The sequence below is a fragment of the Nocardia sp. NBC_00511 genome, from assembly GCF_045161165.1.
Classification (GTDB): Bacteria; Actinomycetota; Actinomycetes; order Mycobacteriales; family Mycobacteriaceae; genus Nocardia.
In genome coordinates, this window is the sequence record NZ_CP107849.1 from 2,053,089 (window position 1) to 2,074,151 (window position 21,063).

The 21,063-nt window shown below is 68.6% G+C and carries 22 protein-coding genes and 1 pseudogene; 11 read left to right on the forward strand and 12 right to left on the reverse strand.

The genetic code is table 11. The annotated features are described in order from the left end of the window. Together OG300_RS09715 and OG300_RS09720 are read right to left on the reverse strand one after the other, a co-directional pair. Positions 1 to 1,770, reverse strand: a complete 1,770-nt coding sequence (locus OG300_RS09715) for a serine/threonine-protein kinase (protein WP_405494335.1) — start codon at positions 1,768 to 1,770, stop codon at positions 1 to 3. Positions 1,771 to 1,863: 93 nt separating this feature from the next. Then, entirely contained in the window at positions 1,864 to 4,155 is a 2,292-nt protein-coding gene (locus OG300_RS09720; RefSeq protein WP_405494337.1) for a hypothetical protein, read from the reverse strand. 340 nt (positions 4,156 to 4,495) lie between these two features. Here OG300_RS09720 and efeU point away from each other — a divergent pair, with 340 nt between their 5' ends. The 3 genes from efeU to efeB all read left to right on the forward strand — a co-directional run bounded on the left by efeU (position 4,496) and on the right by efeB (position 7,973). Beyond that, the gene (gene efeU, locus OG300_RS09725; RefSeq protein WP_405494339.1) at positions 4,496 to 5,386 is read left to right on the forward strand and encodes an iron uptake transporter permease EfeU; all 891 of its coding nucleotides are present in this window, start codon (positions 4,496 to 4,498) and stop codon (positions 5,384 to 5,386) included. Positions 5,387 to 5,471: 85 nt separating this feature from the next. Beyond that, entirely contained in the window at positions 5,472 to 6,629 is a 1,158-nt protein-coding gene (gene efeO, locus OG300_RS09730; protein WP_405498513.1) for an iron uptake system protein EfeO, read from the forward strand. A 27-nt stretch (positions 6,630 to 6,656) separates the two neighbouring features. Then, positions 6,657 to 7,973, forward strand: coding sequence for an iron uptake transporter deferrochelatase/peroxidase subunit (efeB, locus tag OG300_RS09735; RefSeq protein ID WP_405494341.1), 1,317 nt, complete (start codon positions 6,657 to 6,659; stop codon positions 7,971 to 7,973). A gap of 30 nt (positions 7,974 to 8,003) precedes the next feature. On the opposite strand, the gene OG300_RS09740 is transcribed toward efeB, so the two are convergent. From OG300_RS09740 to OG300_RS09760, 5 genes and pseudogenes are all read right to left on the reverse strand, one after another. Beyond that, positions 8,004 to 9,056 carry an alpha/beta fold hydrolase gene (locus OG300_RS09740; RefSeq protein WP_405494343.1) on the reverse strand — a complete coding sequence of 351 codons (1,053 nt, stop codon included), beginning with the start codon at positions 9,054 to 9,056 and terminating at the stop codon, positions 8,004 to 8,006. 2 nt (positions 9,057 to 9,058) lie between these two features. Next, a complete protein-coding gene (locus OG300_RS09745; protein WP_405494345.1) occupies positions 9,059 to 10,159 on the reverse strand; it encodes a saccharopine dehydrogenase family protein in 1,101 nt (366 codons plus the stop codon). A 108-nt stretch (positions 10,160 to 10,267) separates the two neighbouring features. Then, positions 10,268 to 11,478, reverse strand: a pseudogene (locus tag OG300_RS09750) (aldehyde dehydrogenase family protein). Continuing rightward, the gene (locus OG300_RS09755; RefSeq protein ID WP_405494347.1) at positions 11,478 to 12,569 is read right to left on the reverse strand and encodes a phenazine antibiotic biosynthesis protein; all 1,092 of its coding nucleotides are present in this window, start codon (positions 12,567 to 12,569) and stop codon (positions 11,478 to 11,480) included. Before OG300_RS09755 ends, OG300_RS09750 begins: the two are co-directional and overlap by 1 nt. Positions 12,570 to 12,748: 179 nt before the next feature. Further along, positions 12,749 to 12,907 carry a hypothetical protein gene (locus OG300_RS09760; RefSeq protein WP_405494349.1) on the reverse strand — a complete coding sequence of 53 codons (159 nt, stop codon included), beginning with the start codon at positions 12,905 to 12,907 and terminating at the stop codon, positions 12,749 to 12,751. Between the two features lie 253 nt (positions 12,908 to 13,160). On the opposite strand from OG300_RS09760, the gene OG300_RS09765 reads away from it, so the two are divergent. The 7 genes from OG300_RS09765 to OG300_RS09795 all read left to right on the forward strand — a co-directional run bounded on the left by OG300_RS09765 (position 13,161) and on the right by OG300_RS09795 (position 17,357). Continuing rightward, a complete protein-coding gene (locus OG300_RS09765) occupies positions 13,161 to 13,502 on the forward strand; it encodes a hypothetical protein (protein ID WP_405494351.1) in 342 nt (113 codons plus the stop codon). Between the two features lie 78 nt (positions 13,503 to 13,580). Beyond that, entirely contained in the window at positions 13,581 to 14,408 is an 828-nt protein-coding gene (locus OG300_RS09770) for a metalloregulator ArsR/SmtB family transcription factor (RefSeq protein WP_405494353.1), read from the forward strand. After that, positions 14,405 to 15,004, forward strand: coding sequence for a dihydrofolate reductase family protein (locus tag OG300_RS09775; RefSeq protein ID WP_405494355.1), 600 nt, complete (start codon positions 14,405 to 14,407; stop codon positions 15,002 to 15,004). Before OG300_RS09770 ends, OG300_RS09775 begins: the two co-directional genes overlap by 4 nt. 158 nt (positions 15,005 to 15,162) lie before the next feature. After that, complete coding sequence (locus OG300_RS09780) at positions 15,163 to 15,285, forward strand: hypothetical protein (protein WP_405494357.1); 123 nt, start codon at positions 15,163 to 15,165, stop codon at positions 15,283 to 15,285. Between the two features lie 13 nt (positions 15,286 to 15,298). After that, a complete protein-coding gene (locus OG300_RS09785; RefSeq protein WP_405494359.1) occupies positions 15,299 to 15,745 on the forward strand; it encodes a hypothetical protein in 447 nt (148 codons plus the stop codon). 14 nt (positions 15,746 to 15,759) lie between these two features. Further along, positions 15,760 to 15,993, forward strand: coding sequence for a hypothetical protein (locus OG300_RS09790; protein WP_405494361.1), 234 nt, complete (start codon positions 15,760 to 15,762; stop codon positions 15,991 to 15,993). A gap of 98 nt (positions 15,994 to 16,091) precedes the next feature. Continuing rightward, positions 16,092 to 17,357: a serine hydrolase domain-containing protein gene (locus OG300_RS09795; RefSeq protein WP_405494363.1), complete on the forward strand. Its 1,266-nt coding sequence runs from the start codon at positions 16,092 to 16,094 to the stop codon at positions 17,355 to 17,357. A 29-nt stretch (positions 17,358 to 17,386) separates the two neighbouring features. On the opposite strand, the gene OG300_RS09800 is transcribed toward OG300_RS09795, so the two are convergent. Further along, positions 17,387 to 18,316, reverse strand: coding sequence for a LysR family transcriptional regulator (locus tag OG300_RS09800; RefSeq protein ID WP_405494365.1), 930 nt, complete (start codon positions 18,314 to 18,316; stop codon positions 17,387 to 17,389). Positions 18,317 to 18,428: 112 nt separating this feature from the next. Between OG300_RS09800 and fdxA the strand changes: the two genes are divergently transcribed. Then, positions 18,429 to 18,764, forward strand: a complete 336-nt coding sequence (gene fdxA, locus OG300_RS09805) for a ferredoxin (protein ID WP_405494367.1) — start codon at positions 18,429 to 18,431, stop codon at positions 18,762 to 18,764. A gap of 9 nt (positions 18,765 to 18,773) precedes the next feature. On the opposite strand, the gene OG300_RS09810 is transcribed toward fdxA, so the two are convergent. From OG300_RS09810 to OG300_RS09825, 4 genes are all read right to left on the reverse strand, one after another. Further along, a complete protein-coding gene (locus OG300_RS09810) occupies positions 18,774 to 19,199 on the reverse strand; it encodes an SRPBCC family protein (protein WP_405494369.1) in 426 nt (141 codons plus the stop codon). A 26-nt stretch (positions 19,200 to 19,225) separates the two neighbouring features. Further along, a complete protein-coding gene (locus OG300_RS09815; RefSeq protein ID WP_405494371.1) occupies positions 19,226 to 19,402 on the reverse strand; it encodes a DUF6374 family protein in 177 nt (58 codons plus the stop codon). A gap of 63 nt (positions 19,403 to 19,465) precedes the next feature. Further along, positions 19,466 to 20,149, reverse strand: a complete 684-nt coding sequence (locus OG300_RS09820; RefSeq protein ID WP_405494373.1) for a respiratory nitrate reductase subunit gamma — start codon at positions 20,147 to 20,149, stop codon at positions 19,466 to 19,468. A 134-nt stretch (positions 20,150 to 20,283) separates the two neighbouring features. Next, on the reverse strand, positions 20,284 to 21,048 hold the full coding sequence (locus OG300_RS09825) for a YoaK family protein (RefSeq protein WP_405494374.1): 765 nt from the start codon (positions 21,046 to 21,048) through the stop codon (positions 20,284 to 20,286). Between the last annotated feature and the right edge of the window lie 15 nt (positions 21,049 to 21,063).

Genomic DNA, 21,063 nt, shown 5'->3' on the forward strand with positions numbered 1-21,063 from the left:
CTAGGTCGCTTGATCCGGCGCTCGGCTGAACTCGCGTAGTCCGACGGCGATGACGCCGACGAGCGCCACGGCGATCAGCAGTGCGGGCACGCGTGCCGCCGAATCCGGTGTGCCGTCGACATACTCGTGGAAGCCGGAGTAGCGGTGGAATCCGTACATGAGCAACGCGAAGCCGCCCAATGCCCAACCGGTCGTGATGGCACCGAAGCGCGGGCGGGGCAGCAGGCAGGCCAGCGGCAGTGGGGCCGCGGCGATGATCGCCCACGCGACCGGCACCCACGGGGGCAGGTCGTAGTCGCCGCCCGTCCACGACACGGTCGCGGTGGAGACCTTCACGGTCACCAGGCAGGCCAGTATGCCGACCAGGGCCGACGCCGCCGTCGATCGTGTTCGGGGAAGCCGGAGTTCGGCCCGCTCGTCCTGAGTCAGCCGCACCGCGACAGCGGCACAGATTCCCGCGAAGACCAGGGTGACGGGAACGACCGCAGCGAACAGGTGGTACTCGGGGTCGATACTGAAGCCTTGATCGCTCATCCACATCGCGCGTCCGATGAGGGCGATTGTTCCCCATAATCCGGTCAGCGACAGCCCGATCAGCGCCGCCGGAGCGAAGAGCCGGTGTCGCAGGGGGACGAAAGCCAGTGCGCCGGTGAGGACAGCGAGGATGGCGAGGACATCGAGGAAGCTGGTGAACTGCTCGACCCCGGTATCGAGGCGAGGGCCGACCGCGCGCACCACACCACCGCAGATGGCCAGCAGCGCAGCTGTCACGGCCAGCACGGTCCCCGCGCGCCGGGGCGCGACGGACGGGCCGCGCGACGGTGTGGATTGCGCCGCAACGACAGTCGGCGCGGCATCCTCCCCGTCACGGATAGTCACGGTGGCTCTCGGTGCGGCGGGCGCCGGCATCGCCTGCCGGGCGGCGACCGGCCCGCGGTCGGCGCGCAGTGCCTCGGCGGCTGCGGCGGCCAGCGCACCACAGCTGGGGAATCGGTCCTGCGGGTTCTTGGCCATGGCGGTCGCGATCACGTCGTCGAGACCCGACGGCAGTTCCGGCCGCGACGCGGTGGGCCGGGGCGGCGCGGTGTGCAGGTGCGCGGAGATGATCGCCGCGTGGTCGGAGTAGGGGAAAGGCTTGCTCCCCGTTAGAAATTCGAAGAGCGTGCAGCCGAGCGAGTAGATGTCGGCGCGATGGTCGATCGGGCCGCGACCGAACCGTTCCGGAGCGGTGTAGGCGAGCGTCGCCGTGAAACCGGTGAGGGTGAGGGTGTCGTCGAGGGCGCGGGCGATCCCGAAATCGGTGAGTACGGCACGCGCATCCTCGTCGACCCGATCGACGAGGATATTGGCGGGCTTGATATCGCGATGCACGATCCCCAGCCGGTGCGCGTAATCCAGCCCGCGCGCCGCGCCCGTGAGCAGCCGCACCGCGTCGGATGCGGACAGCGGCCCGCCGCGCTGCACGATCCACAGCGCGGTATCTCCGCCCGCCACGTATTTCATGGAGAGCCAAGGGAATTCGGCATCCGACCCGGAACGGTCGTAGATCGGCACGATGTTCGGGTGGTCGAGCCGCGCGGCGAGCGCGGCCTCACGCTCGAAACCCGCACGCCCGCGGGCATCCCCGGCGATGCTCTCGTCGAGCACCTTCAGCGCCACCGGCCGAGCCAGCCGCGGCTGGCTGGCCAGATACACCGTTCCCATCCCGCCGGCCCCGAGCACCCGTTCGATCGTGTGCCCCGCGAACTCGGCTCCCGGATCGAGCCGCATATGCTCCCCCTGTTGACCACTGGTGTCAGCTGGAAAATGATACGCCGGGTCGGGTCGGACCGGGGGCGAAAGAGCTGCTCGGAAGCCGAAGGCTCACCGTGCGAGGAGGTCTCGGATTCGGGTTCGGGCCTGCTCGTCGGCTTCGACGATGCGGCTGTCGAAAGAAGCGGTGACGAGGCGTTCGTCGCGGTCTGCCAGGTCGCGAAGTCGCTCGGCGCACTTCGTGGGATGTGGAGCGAGTTCGGTGAGGCGGTCGAGAATGCCGTTGCGGCCGTGGGCTGTTCGGCTCTCGATCAGGGCGTCGATGAGACGTTCGACGAGTTGTTCACGGTTGATGGTGGTCCATGCGCTGTCGGGGTCGATGTCCAGCAGGGCCCGCGCGGCTGCGGGGCAGGAGAGGGGATCGGTGAGGGCGGTTTCGAGCGCGGGCAGGAGGGGGCGGGCGGTCGGGCCGAGGTCGGCGGCGGCTTCGGCCGCGCGGGCCACGGTCGATCCGGTCGCGAATTCACCGGCGAGCGCGAGCGTGTCGGACAGGACCGAGAGCAAGGGCTCGGCGTCCGTGCTGAACCGCCACAGGGTGCGCGCGAGGCTGATCCGGATTTCGTGAGCGACCAGTGCCGGGGTCGGCATCGGGACGGAGTGCAGGGCCGCGATCAAGTGGGGTGTGAGAGTCGCTGCGTGGTCGGGCAGTTCGGCGGCGGCCTCGGCGGCGGGCTGTAGCGCCTCGTAGGCGGCCGCGCCCCGCGTGATCGGACTTTCGGCGAGTAGCTCGATGACCATCTCGAGCAGTAGGTGCGTCTCTCCGGTCAGCGCCCGGATCGCCTTCGCGGCCGTGATCCGAGTGCGTGCGGCGCCGTGGCTGTCCCCGGCGATTCGGCGTAGCGACGCCACAGCCTCTTCGTTGGGAATTCCGATGGCGGCCAGCGCATCTGCGGCGGGCGCCGGGTTGGCAGCGAGCATCCGGATCAGGACGCCGACAGCCGGCGCGGCGGGCGGGCCCCAGGCGCACAGGATGCGGACCAGCGCGCGCTCGCCGCTGGTGTCCTTCCTGCCGCGCCCACCGAAGAGCGCCGCCTGAATCGGATTGTCCGCGAAGGGCTCTGCCGCATCCGGAGTGCCGACAGCAGTGGTCAGGCGAGCGATGATCGCGTCGAGCAGCGCGGCGTCGAACGGCCACGAGGTACGGCCCGGGCCGCTGCCGGGCTCGGCCACCACCTCCAGGGTGCGCGGGCGGCCCGGCAGATCTCGGGCGAGCAGACCGGGCACGATCGGGTCGGCCCAGCGAGCCAGACAGGCGAGGGCCTCATCCGCGAAATCCGCTGTTCCGGAGTCGGTTTCGGTGGTCACGTCTAGCTCGCCGCATGCTATGGCGACCAGGTGCTCCCGCACTGCGGGTCCGGACGCGCCCGGCCCGATCCGCTCCAGCGTGCCGATCACCCGCGCGGTGAGCTCCCGCGTCGATAGCCACCGCGCGATCGGCTCGGCGAGAACTGCTGCGGCACTGCGATATCCCGCGATCAACGCTTCCGCCGCGGCCAGCCGCTGTCCGACCAGATCCGCCGACCCCGCGTTGTCGGCATCCAGCGTCGCGGCCACCAGATCGAGCGCCGCTCGCACGCCATGATGCTCGACGACCGCCCCGAGAATCGACTCGAACGGATCGTGCATCAGCGGCCACAGCGACAGGCCGGTGTCGTCCGGGAGCGGGGAAACGGCGGCTCCGATTACGTTGGCGTCCAACGCCCGCCCGGCGCGCAACCAGGCGATCGCCGCGGACACCCGCAGCACCGCATCGATCGAACCCGTATCGACTGCCCCGAGCACCTCACCCGCGCGGTCGGCCGCAGCCGTGGCGTCGATGCGCATCAGCCCGTGCAGCACCGCACTGAGCAGCGCGGGTTCCGTCTCGGTCCGCCAGTGCTCGAGCAGCAACGCCCGCACCCGCTCGGCGGGCGCGCTGTGCACGAGGGCGAACAGCGCCGCCGCCCGCGTCTGCGAATCGGCACTCCCGGCCAGCGGCACGATGACCTCGACGCACGCCGTGACCGCCGCGCGCACCGCCTCCGGATCCCGCAGCCCCCGAGGATCCGTGCTCTCCGCGATCGACCCGAGCAGGGCCAGCACCTCCGCCGTGGGCACCCCGCTGCTCCCGGACACCGCGATGGCCGCGAGATACGGCACCGCCGCCACCGTCGCCGGATACACCGAGCCCTGATGCCAGACCGTGCCCCACAGCTCGTACATGGCGTCCTGCGCGGCTTCCTGGTCGCCACCGGTCAACTGCCGCAAGAGATCCGGCACATCCTCGGCCGGGCCGTAGGCATGCTCGAGCGCGGCCCAGTCGATATCGTCCAGGCCGGTGAGGGCGGGCCGTTCGAAACTCATGCGCCACATACTGCCCTGTCGGCCACCGTCTCCCCGCACCGAGAGCCGTTGTCCCGCTTGGCGATATCCGGCCCACCGCGTCGGAACTGGCCCGACCTGGTTCACCGTGAGCATTGCGACCCGCGGGTGGTCCGGGACTGGCTGGCCCAGGACCGCGCGAACCATGCGGCAATCCGCGACCGCTGTGTCGCCCGGGGCGCGCCGGTCACCGTCGGCTCGGTTCCGCTACGAGCCGGTCATGCGACTGCCCGGGTGTGCTGTACGCTTGCCCAGCAATTAGAAAGGGCAGGCTTACCTACCCCATGATTCGCCTGGTCGGCGACGGACAGAACGAGGTGGTGTGGGCGTGTATCTCGCTCTGTCGACGCCCACGGTGGCGACCCAGTTGTTCGGTAGCGGGCTGATCGGACTGCGCGAGGGGCTCGAGACCGGGATCGTGGTCATGATTCTGGCCGCCTTCCTGGTGAAGTCCGATCGCAGCGAGAACCTCAAATGGCTGTGGCTGGGCGTGGGGACGGCCGTCGCCATGGTGTTCGCGGTGTTCGCGGGCATCCACTACGGGACCTCGACCATCAGTGGTCTGGCCGCCGAGGCGGTCGCCGGAGTCGCGTCACTGATCGCGGTCTGCATCGTGACCGGGATGGTGTTGTGGATGCGGGGTGCGGCCGCGCACATCTCGTCCGATCTCAAGCGCGGGATGTCCAGCGCGATGGAGATGGGCGGGTTCGCGGTGGCGGCGCTGGCGTTCCTGGCGGTCGGACGCGAAGGGCTCGAGACCGCACTGCTGATGGTCGGGTATGCCGAGAACACCTCGGGCAGTAGCTGGCCGCTGGTCGGACTGCTGCTGGGGGTGCTGGTCGCGGTGGCGATCACCGTCGCGCTCTACTACGGGGCGATCCGGATCAACCTGGCGACGTTCTTCACCTACACCGGCGCGATCCTGGTGGTCGTGGCCGCGGGCATCCTCGCCTACGGGGTGCGGGCGCTGCAGATCGTCGGCTGGTTGCCCGGGCAGAACGACCTGGCCTTCGATGTGAGCGCCCATTACGACCAATCATCCTGGTACGGAACCACATTGGCGGGCCTGTTCAACCTGCGCCCGGACCCGACCGTGCTGCAGCTGATCGCGTGGGTGGTCTATCTGGCGGTGGTGCTGACGCTGTTCCTGCGTCCCCGCCGCGCTCCGCAAGCTTCTCCCGCCGTCGCGGCGGACCAGACTCCGGCCTCGTGATCGCCGGAAGGTGAAAGGAAAAACAGTGAAACCGAACTCGAGACGTCAGGCGGTCGCCGTGCTGGGCCTGCTGGTGTCGGTGCCGATGGTGCTGACCGCGTGCACGGCCAAATCCAAGTCCGGCGCGGGCGATATCGCGGTCACCTCCACCGACTCCGCCTGCGAACTCGGCTCCGGCAGCGCGTCCACCGGAACGGTCACCTTCGACGTCACCAACAACGGCTCGAAGGTCACCGAGTTCTACGTGTTCGGCAAGAACAACCGGGTGCTCGGCGAGGTCGAGAACATCGGACCCGGCGTCACCGGCAAGCTGGTCGTGGAGATCACCGAACCCGGCAAGTACGAGACCGCCTGTAAACCGGGCATGGTGGGCAACGGAATTCGCCAGAACCTCGACGTGAGCGGCGAGCAGAAGGCCAAATCCGATGTGCCCGCCGACGTCGATCAGGCCAAGGCCCGCTACCTCGACTACGTGCGCGGACAGCTCGACGGCCTGGTCGCGCAGACCACCACCTTCACCGCCGCGGTCAAGTCCGGTGACCTGAACGCCGCGCGCACCCAGTTCGGGCTGACCCGCACCTTCTACGAGCGCGTCGAGCCGGTCGCGGAATCCTTCGCCGACCTCGATCCCGCCATCGACATGCGCTGGGACGACACCGAGAACGGCAAGCAGCCCTTCACCGGCTTCCACCGCATCGAGCGCTTCCTGTGGCCGCCGCAGCAGAGCCAGGTCGGCGAGAAGGGCGACGACATCAGCCAGGCCGATGTCGACAACGCCAAGACCGCCGACACCAAGGACGCCATCAACAAAGAGGCCGACACGCTGCTGTCCAACGTGACCGCGCTGCGCGACGAGGTCAAGAAGGCCGACTTCAACTTCGAGACCCAGACGTTCGTGAAGGGTCCGCAGGCGCTGGTGGACGAGATCGCCAAGACCAAGGTCGGCGGTGAGGAGGACCGGTACTCGCGCACCGACCTCTACGATTTCGCGGCCAATATCGACGGTTCGGAAACCCTGATCGCCGAGATGCAGTCCATGATCACCGCCAAGAACCCGGCGCTGATGGAAAAGATCACCGCACAGTTCCAGACCGTGCGCGACGGCATCAACCAGTTCCGTCAGGGCGACGGCTACGCCTCCTACGCCACCGTCAATGCCGCACAGCGCAAGGACCTCTCGGACAAGATCGACGCGCTGTCGGCGAGCCTGAGCCAGGTCCCCGCCCTGGTGCTCGCACAGTAATACCGCTGGAACAGAACGGAATTCGCCATGACCGACGAACGCACCCCCGCGCCAGAAGAGCGGTCGCGCCTGTCCCGCCGCGCCCTACTCGGCGGTGCGGCGGTGGGTGCCGGGGTGGTGGCGAGTGCCGCCGCGGGCGCTGCCGTCGGCGCGGCGGCAGCGCACCGTGGTGACGACTCCGGCTCCGATCAGGTGGTGCCGTTCCGGGGCGCGAAACAGGCCGGGATCGTTACGGCAGTGCCGGACCGGCTGCATTTCGCCGCCTTCGACGTGGTCACCGATTCCCGTGCGGAACTGATGGATCTGCTGCAGCGCTGGACGCTGGCGGCGGAACGGATGACGCGCGGGCAGGAGACCGTCGACGGCGGCTCGGTCGGGCACGGCAAGTACCTGCCACCGCCGGATACCGGTGAGGCACTGGGGCTTTCGCCCGCTTCGCTGACCCTGACCATCGGCTTCGGGCCCGGCCTGTTCGGTTCCAGCGCGTCCGCGCCCAATCGCGGCGACCGCTTCGGGCTGGCCAAGCACAAGCCCGCCGCGCTGGAAGAACTGCCGGTCTTCGCCAAGGACGCCATCGAGGCGTCGCGCAGTTACGGCGACATCTGCGTGCAGGCGTGCGCCGATGACCCGCAGGTCGCCGTGCACGCCATCCGCAACCTGGCCCGCATGGGCTTCGGCGTGGTCAGCGTGCGCTGGTCGCAACTGGGATTCGGGCGCACCTCGAGCACCACGCGCAGCCAGCAGACGCCGCGAAACATGTTCGGGTTCAAGGACGGAACAGCGAACCTGACCGCCGATCAGTCCGAGCTCCTGGACAAGTGGGTGTGGGTCGCGCCCGAGGACAATCCGGCCGACGCCCAATGGCTCACCGGCGGAAGCTATCTCGTCGCCCGCCGCATCCGCATGGACATCGAGCCGTGGGATCGCGCCTCGCTGCAGGAGCAGGAGACGATCATCGGCCGCAGCAAGGGCGAGGGCGCACCGGCGGGCCAGAACCGGGAGTTCGACAAGCCCGACTTCCAGATCACCTCGAGTGGATCGCCGGTGATCGCCAAGACCGCGCACGTACGACTCGCCCACCCCGACAACCTCGACGGGGTGCAGATCCTGCGGCGCGGCTACAACTTCACCGACGGCTCCGACGGCTTCGGCCACCTCGACGCCGGACTGTTCTTCCTGGCCTACTGCCGCAACGCGCACAACCAGTTCGTGCCCATGCAGCGGGCGCTGGCGGCCAAGGACGCCATGATGGAATACATCACCCACACGGGATCGGCGCTGTACGCCTGCCCGCCCGGCCTCGGCTCCGGCGAATGGTGGGGACAGCGCCTGTTCCAGTCCTGATTCCAGGCGGCGCGCGAAAAGCGCTGCCGCTCAGGCGTTCACGGGCACGTGGCTGAGGAACTCGTCGATCACCGGCCAGGTGGTGGTGGGCATCTGCGGCCCGGCGACGAGCGCCAGGTGGTTGAGGCCCGGCACCTCCACGAACCGCGCCTCCGACGCGCCGGTCAGCACATCGAGTCCCGGGGCGATGGTCGCGGCGGGCGCGAGGGTGTCGGCGCGGCTGCCGATCAGCAGCACCCGGCAGGTCAGCTTCTCCAACTCGATGGTGCGGTCCGCACTCAGGCGCACACTGCCTTTCGCGAGCTGATTGCCGACGATGAGCTGCTGATAGGTCTGCCGGTAGAGGCGACCCGGATAGCCCGGCATGGCGTCGATGAACCGGTCGATGGCCTCCATCCGGGCCAGCGCCTCGGTGTGCCCGGCATTGCGGGCGATGAACAGCGGCCGGGTCAGCTCCCGGGTCAGCGACATGCCGCGGAAACCGGCCTGCACGAACACCGCTGGTATGCCACCGAAAATGTAGGTGGCATAGGTGATTTCGCGTCCGCCGGTGGCGCGCGCGAACATCCGCACCGGTTGCAGCAGCGGATTGCGGCTGAAATCGGTGGGCGAGCCCAGCGTGGTCACCGAGGCGATCGGCAGTTCGGCGTGCCCGGCGGCGGTGAGCAGGCTGATGATGCCGCCCAGCGACCAGCCGATCAGCTCCACCGGCGCGCCGTCGTGGCGGGCGCTGATCTCGGCGACGGCGCTCGGCACGATGTCGTCGACCCACTCCTCGAGCCCGAGATCGCGGTCCGCGCCGCTGATTCGGCCGTAGTCGATCACGTACGGCTGCCGTCCGCTCTCCAGTAGCATGCGCGCCAGGCTCTGGCCCGGTCGCAGGTCGTAGCAGGAGGCGTCGACGGCCAGCGGCGGCACCAGCAGCACCGGATTGCCGGTGGCGGGGGAGTCGCGGTCGAAGCGGCGCAGCTGCCGGTGCGGCAGGTCGTAGAGCACTGTCGACGGTGTGCGCGTGGGTGTTTCGATGCCGTCGCCGAAGGCCAGCGCCCAGCCGTTGCGCAGCGCCAGCGGCAGGTTGGTCATGATCACCGGAATCCCTTCGAATGATGTGCCGGTCCGGCGAGGGCCGGGACGGTAGCAGAGCTCACCAGGACGCCGGAGCCGGGGATGTCCAGCAGGAAATCGCCGCCGAACGCCTGCCCGGGTGTCCAGGCGCCACCCGGTATCGAGTTGGTGCCCAACAGATTTCGCACAGCATGCAGGGTACTCGCGGTGGTGAAATCGTAGGTGCCGGCCACCGACAGGCGCATGCGGGCGGTGTGCCCGGCCTCGTCGCGGGCCTCGGCCCAGAGTTCACCGCGCGAATCGGCGCGTTCGAGATCGGAGGGGCCGCTGATCAGCGCGTCGATCGCGTGACCGAGCAGGGTCGAGAGGCCCGGCACCGCGAGCACGCCGCGCAGCAGCGGATCCGCGAACCGCACCAGTGTCCCGTACGGGACGATCGCGAAATCGGTGATGTTCGGAATTCCGGTCGCGCGGTAGACGGCACTGACATCGCCGAGCGGCAGGCTGTGCACGGTGCGCACTCCGGCGCTGGTGCGAATGTGGCGGCGGCGGTGGGCCAGTGGCACGGCGGCGATGAGTCCGTCGGAACGGACCTGCCCGCCGCGGCGGATGCCCTCGAGTCCGGTGCGCAGTGTGCCCGCGCTGAATCCGCCGCGACCGATCAGGGCGATATCGAGATGGGTGGCCGAGGGCAGGTCGTAGGCCAGCCGGGTGGCGAGGTATTCCGTTGGCACCACATCGAATCCGACGCCGGGCACGATCGCGACCCCGGCCGCGGCGGCCGGATTGTGCAGGGCGTACAGCGCCTCGAAGACGTCGATCTCACCGGTGACGTCGACGTAGTGGGTGCGAGTGTCCAGGCAGGCGTGCACCATCGGCAGCGCTGTCGCCGAGAACGGTCCCGCGCAATGCGCGACCGCCTCGACATCCGTCAGTGCCGCGCGCAGTCCCACCGGATCGGCGAGGTCGACGATCCGGTGTGCGAGCCCCAGCCGCTGCGCGAGCGCGCCGACCGCGCGGGCGTCGCGGCCCGCGAGGATTGGCCGTTCACCGGCGTCAGCGGCGCGCCGAGCCAGCAGCGCGCCGGTAAATCCGTTCGCGCCGTAGATCATCCACGTCATCCGGTTGTCGGTTCCTCTCGGTCCGGTGGCCGTCCGCGACCACCGAGAAAGCTGTAACCGACGTTAACATGCAAATGGTCCGGGCCCGGCGGCACGGTCGCTCCGCGCTCACTCCACGGAACCGATCATCCCCTTCGTGCGCATCAGGAATTCACCCAGGTAGCTGTCGTGTGGGACGCCGGGCCGCAACCAGGTGGTCGGATGCTCGCCGAGGTACAGATTGGTGATCGTCGGCTCGTCCAGGAGCTGCGCGATCAGCTCGCGGCGAGTGGTCATCGCGGTCAGCACGAGCGAATCGCGCAGCGGGGCAACACCGTCCGACGGCGACCACGGTCCCACCCACACGCACGGGAAACCCAGCTCCACATTCAACTGGGGTGCGCGGGAATCGGTGACCAGGTGCACCGCCGGGCGCAGGACGGCCGCGCCGGGGGAGATCTCCTCGACGATGGTGTCCCCGCCCAGCAGTGGCCGCGCATCGCCCGCCACCTGATGCAGGTAGTCGTCCATCGCCTGTGCCGAGGCGGTGGACTGCACGGTCAGGATGGCGTCGGGGTGCTCGGCGGGCAGGCTGGGCAGCGCGGCCAGTTCCGCCGCCAGGGCGCGTGCGAGGGGTTCCGGATCGCCCTCGACCAGGACGGCGGTCGCGCAGGTGCAGGCCGTCCCGCCGAGATGACTCACGGATTCCGCGATCACGCTGATCTTTTCGCGCCAGTCGACCTCCGCGGTGACCAGGATCTTGGAGCGGCCCGGTCCCTGGGTGAGCACCCGGGCGCTCACGCCGTACTTGTCGACCACGTCCTGGCCGCCGTAGACGATGGCGTGATCGGATTCGGCCACCAGCACATCGGCGGCCGCGTAGTCGGTGGGCAGCAGGGTCACGCTGTGCGGTGGGAAGCCTGCCTCCCGCAATGCGCTCACCAACCGGAACGCCGTGTACGGCTCGCGGGTCGAGGGCCGCACCGCCACCTTGTAGCCCAGCGCCACCGCCTCGGGCCAAAGACCATGCACCGCAGGGGTATTCCCGGCCGCGTGCACGGCGAAGATGTCACCGCGCCGGGTCCACACCGCGCTGCCGTCGACGACCCGGGGGTCGTCCCAGTCCGCGACCGCGCCGCGCGGCATCGCCAGTTCGAGGGTGGCGCGCTGAGCGCGCAGCACCTCGGCGGCATGGCGGTCAGGGCACGGCGTACGTACAGCGCGGGAACCTGGGAGATCTCGCCGATAGGCGTGCCGTCGAGCGTGGTGAGCGGTTTGCGCTCGCGGGCACGGTAGGTGCCCTGCGGGCCGAGGGCGTCGATGTAGACGGGCTCGTTCATCAGTAGACCCCTTCGATGACCGCGGTACCCGCGAACGACGTCATGGGCGCGACATCGGCGACCGAGCAGCCCACGGCCCCGGCGGGCGGCTCGACCTTCAGTGCCAGATCGCGTTCCGGATTGTTAGGCAGCAGAGCGTATTTGGTGAGGTGATGCATCACCACCTGCCCGCGCTCGCCCATGCCGACGTCCGTGCCGCTATCCGGATCGACCACCTCGAACGCCAGATACGGACTCGGAGTGTCGAATACGGCCAGACCGTCCGGACGTTCCTCGTCGCGCTCGCGCGACATGCCGAGAATAGTGGTGCTGCCGTAGAGGCCCTTGAGCGGAATACCGGGAAAGATCTCCTGCCGGAAAATGTCTCGCGAGTCGGCGTCCATGTGCGCGCCGCTCCAGCAGATGAACCGCACCTGTCGCCGGATCGCCTCCACCAGGTCATCGCGCCGCGAAATACGTTCCAGCAGTGGCGGAGTGGTGATCAGAATGCCCACCGACTGGGTGGTGAGAATATCGGCGACCTGGCCGATGACGTGTTCGGCGTAGCGTTCGGTGTTCTCGGTGTCGCCGCGCCCGATCATCCGCTTGATCCAGCGCGGATCCAGATCGATGGCGAAGCGCACGCCGTGCTGCCGCCGGGCGCGCCGCTCGGCGAACTCGCCGAACATGTGCGGTCCGGTGGGCGTCACGGCCAGGGTGTTGACGGTGCCGAGGTCGGCGTAGTGGTGTTCGTCCCAGCTCAGCGCGAATTCCATCCAGCGCTCGAACATGACGAAGCGTTTCGGCGCGCCGGTGGTGCCGCCGCTCTCGTAGATTCCGGCGATGGCGCGGTCGTCACCGGTGAGGCCGCGCGGGATCAGGTCCTCCACGGCGACGTCCCGGAATTCGTCGATGACGTTCGGGAACAGTCGCAGGTCGGCGAAGGTGCGAATATCGGTGCGGGGATCGAATTCGAGGGTGCGGGCGCGGCGCAGCCAGTACGCGCTGCCGGTCTCCTCGCTGAAATGCCAGGCCATCAGGGCCTGTAGATAGTCGTCCGGGGACTCGATCGCGGTGTGGTGGGCGCTGAGATCCAGCAGTGCAGGGCGCATGCGGCGTTCTCCGATGTGTCCCCGGGATACGGGGGAGTGGAGGTGAGAGCGCAGCAATCGTCCCCTCCCGCCACGGCGCGCAAACGCCGCAGCGAGCAGTTCGATCCGGCGATAGGAGCGGCTGATACCGCGGTGCGAAATCGCCGGATCATGCGATGCCGCAGCGGGTTTGGCTCAGCTCAGCGGCCGAGGGCCTGACCCGGGGCGGTCGAGCCGCTCTCCTGGTGGCCGGGGCACCACTGGTCGGCGGGAACCATGGCCCGGACCTCGGCGACGTGGTCGCCGCAGCCGGACCAGGTGATCTTGGCGCAGGTCTGGCAGGGGACGGGCTGACACATGGTGGATCCTTTCGGCGCGAACGGGTACAGGGAATCGTATGCGGGCGTGCTGTGGCCGATGCACGCGCCCACCGCTGGGGTGCGGTTTCTCCCGATTCGAGGTCGGATTCGGGACGTTCACGCCGCGACTGTTTGCTGATGAATAGCCGTCGGCTAGGGTCCGTTTCATGGCCGCTGATTCGTCGCAGGTTCGACTGGACAGTGAATTCGCCCCGCTGCGCTCACGAAGTACCTGCGGCCCTTCGGGTTCACCGTGACCACGGTCGCGCTGCCCGCGCACGTGCTGCATCTGGACTGTGCGATCGGCCTGGTCCGGGAGGGTCTGATGATCTCGTGCCCCGAGCGGCTGCCCGCGGGTCTGCCTGCGGCCCTGCGGAATTGGGAGCAGATCGAGGTCAGCGAGGATGAGGCCGCCGCCATGGCCACCAACGGCCTGCCGATCGACTCCGACACCTACATCACCGATCCGGAGTTCGAGCGCGTCGGGGCTCAGCTGCGGGCGCGCGGGATCACCGTCGAGTACGTCGACTTCGCGGTGTCCCGGCTCTTCGGCGGTGCCTTCCGCTGCTCGACGCAGCCGCTGCTGCGTGCCTGACAGCGGTTCTACCAGCGAGTTTCTCCAGCTCTAAAATATTCCTTGACAAGAATATTCCTAGAAGTGAATACTTGGGTCATGGATCGGATCGCTTCAGCCCTGGGAGACAGCGCACGCTGGCGCCTCGTCGAACTGCTCGCCGAACGCCCCCGGTCCGTCGGCGAACTCGCGGAGCTGACGGGCCTGCGGCAACCGCAGGCCACCAAGCACCTGCAAACCCTCGCCCGTGAAGGCGTCGTCACGGTGTTCCCGCTCGGGCAGCGCCGCGTCTACGCCCTCGAAGCAGAGCCGTTGCGCGCCTTCGGGACTCGGCTGCTCGAACTCGCCGACCGGGTCGACGCGCAGGCGGGGGAGCGGGATGTCATTGCCCGCTACCGCTCCGCGATCGCTTCGGATTCGGTTGTCGCTCAGCGGGATCGGTGGGCGGACGGACGTAGTTTCGCGTTCGACCGTGTGCTGCCGGTCGCGCCGGATGCCGTCTGGCGGCACTGGACCGAACCGGAGCTGCTGGCGACGTGGTGGGCTCCCGCTCCCATGGCCGTCGCGGATGCCGTTCTGGAACCGCGGCCCGATGGTCGCGTCGTGCTCGAATACCGCGATCCGGAAGGCAACCGGTACCGCTCGGCGGGCCGGGTGCGCACCGCGGACGCGCCCGCACACCTCGTCTTCGATCTCTCGGTGCTCGATGCCGCGGGCGAAGTCTCGTTCACCGGTCACTACGACCTGACGCTGGCCGCGGATCCGGGTGGCACCCGCCTGCGGCTGGACCTGTCCATCACCGAAACGACCGTCGAGGCCCTCCCCTACATCGCCGGTGTGGAAACCGGCTGGGGTCAGGTGCTCGACAACCTCGCCGCCGTTCTGAGCGGCGCGCGATCCAGCAATTCGAAGGAAGTGCAGTCATGACCGATTCGACTCCCCGCAAGGTCACCGCCAACATCAGCATCACCCTCGACGGCCGCTACAACGGTCCGGCCGGGCCCGGCGATCTCGGCCCGATCGTCCGCTACGCGACCTCCGACGTGGCCCGCGCTCACCTCGGCCGGATCTGGGAGAACGCCACCACGGCCGTGTTCGGTCGCGGCAATGCCGAAGGCTTCGTGGGTTACTGGTCCACGGTCGCCGCCGACGACAATGCCGACCCGCGCGATCGCGGCTACGCCAAGTGGCTCGTGGACGCCGAGAAGGTGGTCTTCTCGACCACGATCACCGAACTGCCCTGGGATCGGACGCGGGTGGTGAACGCCCCGGCCGCCGAGGTGCTCACGCAGCTGCGGGAGACCTCGGGTGGCGACATCCTGGTCAACACCGCACCGAGCATTCTGAAGCCGCTGCTGGCCGCGGACCTGGTCGATCGGCTCTACCTGATCATCTGCCCGGAGATCGCCGGTGGCGGTGACCTGCTCTTCGAGGACGGTCTGCCGTCGAGCGCGTGGTCGCTGGCGCATCAGGAGGTCGGCGAGTCGGGTGAGATCTCCCTGACCTACGACCGGATTCGCTGAGCGGATTGGCAAATTCCCGGCTCCCGTGCCGCCGGGTGTTAAGGTCGAGCCACAGATGCAGACCCATCGGTCTGGTAGTTGTTCCTGTTCTTCGCGCAACCGCTTCGCCCGCAACATGTTCGGTACAGATCTCCTGCCAATGGATTGGGAGAGACGCCATGTCGGCAACGTTGTCGTCCGGGTTGGTCGCATTGGGTTCCGCCGCACTGACTTTGGCGGACACCGTCACCAGTATCGCGGCCAACATCGCGTTCGTGCTCAGTGTGTTCGGCCTGCTGTGAGGGAGGAATCGCTATGAAGGCACGGGTGGTACTGGTCGCGACGGCGGCATTGACGGCGGTGCTGCCGGGCATCGGCGACGCGCGGGCCGATGATCCGCCCCGGGTGTGCACGGTGCCCGCGGATCCGGCCGGGCACTTCCTGATCCTCTACGGCAGCACCCCCGCGGTGCCCGCCGCCCCGATCGGGGATTCGATGACCGTCGTTCGCTTCCCGGCGGCGAACACATTGCAGTACATGGTGGTCGGCAGCGGTGACTGGCACGACGTCACCTACACCTACAGTTCGCCGGAACCCGGAGTCGCCGTGCTCGACAGCGTCCAGGGTCGGGACGGCTTCCGCTACGAACTGACCCTGCGCTGCCGCACCAACGACACCGGCGACTACACCTACACCGCACCCGGCGCGGCGATCGCGAGTTCCGACAACACGGCGGTCTACCGCTTCGGCGCGACCCACTGACCCGGAGGCCATCGGTGACCGACTCCACCCGTCCCGCCAAACCGTCACTGCTGTCGCGCATTTCGCGCAATCAGTGGATCGCGATCGTCCTGACGGTACTGGCCGTCGTGTTCGTCGCGACCAACCGCCATCGCGTCGACATCCAATTCCTCCTGCTCACCATCAGTTCCCCGATGTGGCTGGTGCTGCTGGCCACCTTCGTCGTCGGCTGGCTCACCGGTCTGCTCACCCGCCGCTCCCGCCGCTGAGCGGTACCGAGGCAAGTGCTCGGCCCATTTTCATTCGAGACCGGTCGGTACGGAGTTAGGCTTGGTGCCCTCGTTCCAGCGGACCCGGACGGAGCGTTATGGGAAACCGGCGAAGAATCGGGGCGGTCGTCTTGGCCGCCGGGCTGGCATTCGCGACGGCGTGCGGCTCCTCGGACAGCGGGACCAAAGAACCCGGGTACGCGGCGACATTGCGGCCCATCATCGAGAAATTGATGAAGGACAATGTCATTCCGGGTGCGGTGGTCGTGGTGAAGTCGCCCAAGGACGGGGACTGGACGGCGGAATTCGGGACCGGCACCATCGGCAAGGACGATCCGCTGACCGCGGACGACTATTTCCGGATCGGCAGCAATACCAAGACCATGACGGTCACCGTCCTCATGCAGCTCGCCCAGGAGGGCAAACTCTCCCTCGACGATCCGATCGGCAAATATCGGCAGGGCGTGCCCAACGGCGATCGAATCACCCTCGCGCAACTCGCCGAGATGCGCAGCGGACTGTTCAGCTACACCTTCGATCCCGCGTTCAACGCCTCCCTCGACAACGAGCCGCAGCAGGTGTGGACGCCCGACGAACTGCTGAACATCGCCTTCTCGCACCCGGTGAACTTCGCGCCGGGGGAGAAATTCGAATACAGCAACACCAATACGATTCTGCTGGGCCTGGTCATCGAGAAGGTCAGCAATATGTCGGTGGCCGACAATTTCCAGCAGCGCATCTTCACGCCACTCGGCTTGCGGCACACCAGTTTTCCCGCCGCCACCGACTCCTCGATCCCGGATCCCCACCCGCAGGGCTACGCCTTCGGCACCAATGTCTCCACCCTGCAGACCTATGAGCTGCCGCCGGATCAGCAGGCCGCCGCCCTGGCCGGGACCTTGAAACCCAGTAACCAGACCACCTCCAGCCCATCGTGGACCTGGACCGCGGGCGCGGCGATCTCCACGGTCGACGATATGGCCACCTTCGTCCGCGCGTTGGCCGATGGCGACCTGCTGAACAAGGACATGCAGCAGACCCGCATAGACAGCATCCGGCCGATCGATCCCGCGAATCCCGCCATGGCGGGCTACGGCCTCGGCATCGTCCGCTTCGGTGCGCACCTGCTGGGCCATGACGGCCAGATGCCGGGCTTCATGACCTTCATGGGTCACGACCCGGATTCGGGTCTCACCATCGTGGTCGCCACCAACCTGGCCACCGTCCCCGCCGGAGAGGGCTCGGCCCTGGTCCTGGTCAAGGGCATGCTCCCCACCTTCTACGGCGCGAACGCCGTCCCCGGCGCGGACCCCGCCCAGCCACAGCCCGGCTCGAGCACTCCCGCCCCCACCCCGACCGGTTAGCCCGCTTCCAAGACCAGCCCGGCGCGCGGTCAGTGGCGGCGGGTGCGGGCGTCTTCGATGCGGGCGGCGAGTTCGACCAGGTCGGCGGCGGGGCCGACCGGTGGGGTGCGGCGGTGCCAGATGGCGCGGAACTTGCGGGTGAGGGCGATGGGGTCGGTGAGGCGGACCTCGTGCAGGGTGCCCGCGCGCAGTTCGTGGGCCACGATGAGGCGGCTGACCACGGCGGGGGCGGTGCCACCACGGGCGGTGGCGAGAATCGCTGCGGCGGAACCCAGTTCGGCGGCGGGCCGGGCGGGGGTGGCGTGGATTTCGAGGGCCTCCCAGACCGTGTCGCGGGTGCCGGACCCCTTCTCCCGCCACAGCAGCGGGGTGTCGGAGAGTTCACGCGGGCTCACGGCGCGACGGCGGGTGGCCCACGGATGGGTGGGGCCGACGACAGCCACGAGCTCATCGCTGACGAGTACGCGGCTGCCCAATCCCGTTGGCGGATGCGGTCCTTCGACGAATCCGAGCGCGGCCTCCCGGTCGTGCACGGCGGCGGTCACCTGACGGGAATTGGCCACCTCGAGGACCATCGACAGGTCGGGGTGGAGCTTGCGAAGGGCGGTCAGCCAGTGCGGAATGCGTTGGTCGGCAATGGTTGTCGAGGCCATGACCCGCAAGTCCGGACGCGCCGCCTGGTGCAGTCGCGCGATTCCCTCGGTGAGCGCCGCGGCGGCGTCGAGCACCGGCCGCCCGAGGTCGACCACGCTCTGCCCGGCATCGGTCAGCATCGACCCGGTGCGTCCGCGATCGAGTAGTCGCAGGTTCAGTCGCCGTTCCAGTGCGCTGATCCGCATGCCCGCGGCGGGCTGACTGATGCCGTGACGGCGCGCCGCCGCCCCGAGGCTGCCCAGCTCGGCCACCGAGGCGAGTAGGTCCAGGGCCTCCAGATCCGGTGTTCCGGGCGGCAGGGTCATAAGGACAGCTTATGACGTGGTCGGCATTCGCCCGCTACCCGCGCCCGCACCCGGCCGACAGGATCGAAACCGGCCCGGCAGCGGAAACCGGGCGCGGCAGAAGGAGTTCCTCATGACGTACGTGATCGGCGCGGCCTGCGTGGATGTCCTGGATCGAGCCTGCGTCGAGGAGTGCCCGATCGACTGCATCTTCATCGGCGACCGCATGGCCTACATCCACCCCGATCAGTGCACCGACTGCGGCGCGTGCGAACCGGCCTGCCCGGTCGAGGCGATCTACTACGAGGACGATATGCCCGACGGGCAGGAGCGGTTCATCACCGAGAACGCCCGCTTCTTCGCCGAGCCGCTACCGGGCCGGACCGAAGCGCTCGGAGATCCTTCCAGCGCAACGACTCTCGGCCCGGTCGGGGTGGACACGCCCTACGTCCAGCAGTACGGGCGCTGACTCGACAGGTCAGGCCTTGGTGAGGCGGTCGGCCAGGATGGTGGCGCGGGCGAGCTGTACCTTGCGGGCCTGGCCGGAGGCGAAGGCCATCAGGCCGAACGGGGTGCGCAGGCGCAGTTCGTCATCGACGCGGGTGCCGTCCGGGGTGGTGGTGAGGTCGAAGCGGTAGGCCATGTGCACGCCGCCGGGGCTGTGCACCTCACCCCAGACCGCCTTGCCGGGCGTGCCCAGCAGCGAGACCCGAATTCGGTTGTCGTACTTCAAACCCAGGAAGCGGAAGCGCTCGACCGCGAGGTAGGAACCGTCCTGGACATCCTCGACTGCGACGACCAGCGGCGAGAGGCCGATGTAGTTCTCGGGCCGGATCAGATGCTCGTAGACCGCTTCCACGGTGGCGGCGACGGTGAACGTATTGCTGAGGATCTTGTCTGGCATGCCCGCACTCTAGCCGGACGCATGACCTACTCGCGGCGGTCGATCTCCTCGAGGAAAATACGAAGGCCCTCACCGATTTTGGCGGCGGCGTTCTCGAGTTGCTCGGGCGGCAGGTACTTGCCGAAGGCCGCCGCTTTCAACAGCTGGCGTTGCACGTCCTTGAGGTTCATCGTCGCCCAGTCGCGGCGGGAGAGTTCCGGCATGAACTGGCACGATACCTCGAGTAGAACGTTTGTTCGAGTCTGTTCGGGAGTCGTTGCGCCGCGTCAGCGTTGGGGGCGGGCGACCGGCATGCCGAAGGTGCGCCGAACGGCGAGGGTGAGGCGGGGAATCGTGTGCAGCAGCGGGGTGGCGAAGATTCCGGCCAGTCGCGTGTAGGGCCAGATCGCGATGAGGACCATCACGATGATGCCGCGTGCCTGATAGATCAGCGGCGCGTGCGCCATGGCCGAGGTGTCGGGGTGCAGTGCGACCAGGGATCGGACCCAGGTGAACAGCGTTTCCGCGCTGCGGTAGCGGTCATTGGTGGAGGCGGGGTCGAAGGTGACCAGCATCGAGGTGACCAGCGCCGCGACGATGACCGGCAGGGTGATCCGATCCAGCGGGCTGACCAGTGCGCGGTTGTCCGCGGTGATCAGCGTCGGCACCATGATCAGGCTCGCGCCGATGACCGCGAGTGGGATCGCCACCAGCTGCAAGGCGATGAGGATGATCCGGATCGCACCCTCGGGGCGTGAATGCGGCCCGGCGGCAAGCACTTCGGTGATGCGGGCCGCGAAAAGCAAAGGCACGCCGACCCGGAAGGCCCAGGTGCCGAAGCTGTGCGCGCGATCGCCGTGCACACCGTAGGGGAAGGCCCGGAATCCGTCGTGGCGATAGCGCCAGATGTGCCCGGCGATGCAGGAGGGGACGGCGGCGCAGGGCAGCAACACCCACAACGCGATCATCATTGGTCGTTCCCTCACCGTTGTGGTCTCGCTTGTGTGCGGACCACTTTCGCATGGAACACGCCGTGAGGATAGGGCCGAAAGGCTGCGAACCCGCGAAGATTTCGGCGATCGCAGCCGCCACGCGAACCGACCGATCAGGAGGTGACCGCCCAGGGTTCGCTCGACCGCGAAACCGGCCGCGCCACAAGGGTGATGACGGCGAGCAGACCGGCCGCGAGACCGAGCGCGATCGCGCCGTGTCCGTGCACGACCAGCGCCGCGCCGATCGCGCCTCCGGCCAGCATCGCGAGCACCGGCATCACGCGCCGCCCCAGCTTGCTGCCGGAGCCGCCCGCCGCCGCACTGTCGGAAGCGATTCCGGCCAGCGTCAGGGTCAGCACCGTGGTGGTGAGGTCGGGGACCGCGAGAGCTCGCGCGGTCGCGTTCTGCACGCCCAGCCCGAGCCCGAGCAGCACGATGAGCAGTGCCAGCGACCAGTCGTGGTACGGCCCGCGTAGCACCAGTGCGGTCACCCAGGCCGCCGCGATCAGCGTCACCTCGACCCGTACCGCGCCGTAGAGATGCCGCCCCCGGTGCGCCGCGCAGCGCGCCCGGATCCGCCCGCCCAGTACGGCACCGGCGAGGAAGGCCGCGAGGGCGAGAAGCAGTGCCCACCAGACGAATCCGGGGGCATCGCCGATCGCGAACCCGAGGAAGACCACATTGCCGGTCATGTTCGCGACCAGCACGTGCCCGAGCAACAGGTAGCTGAACGCGTCCACCAGACCGGTGGCGACGGTCAGCCCGAGCAGCAGCGGCGGCAGCGGTCCGTGCGGGTCGCCGGGCCGCGGCGCGAGCACCCGCATCGCCGCGTCGAGATGCTGACGCACGCCGTGACCCGGCTGCTGAGTGGCCGACATGCGCGGACGATAGCG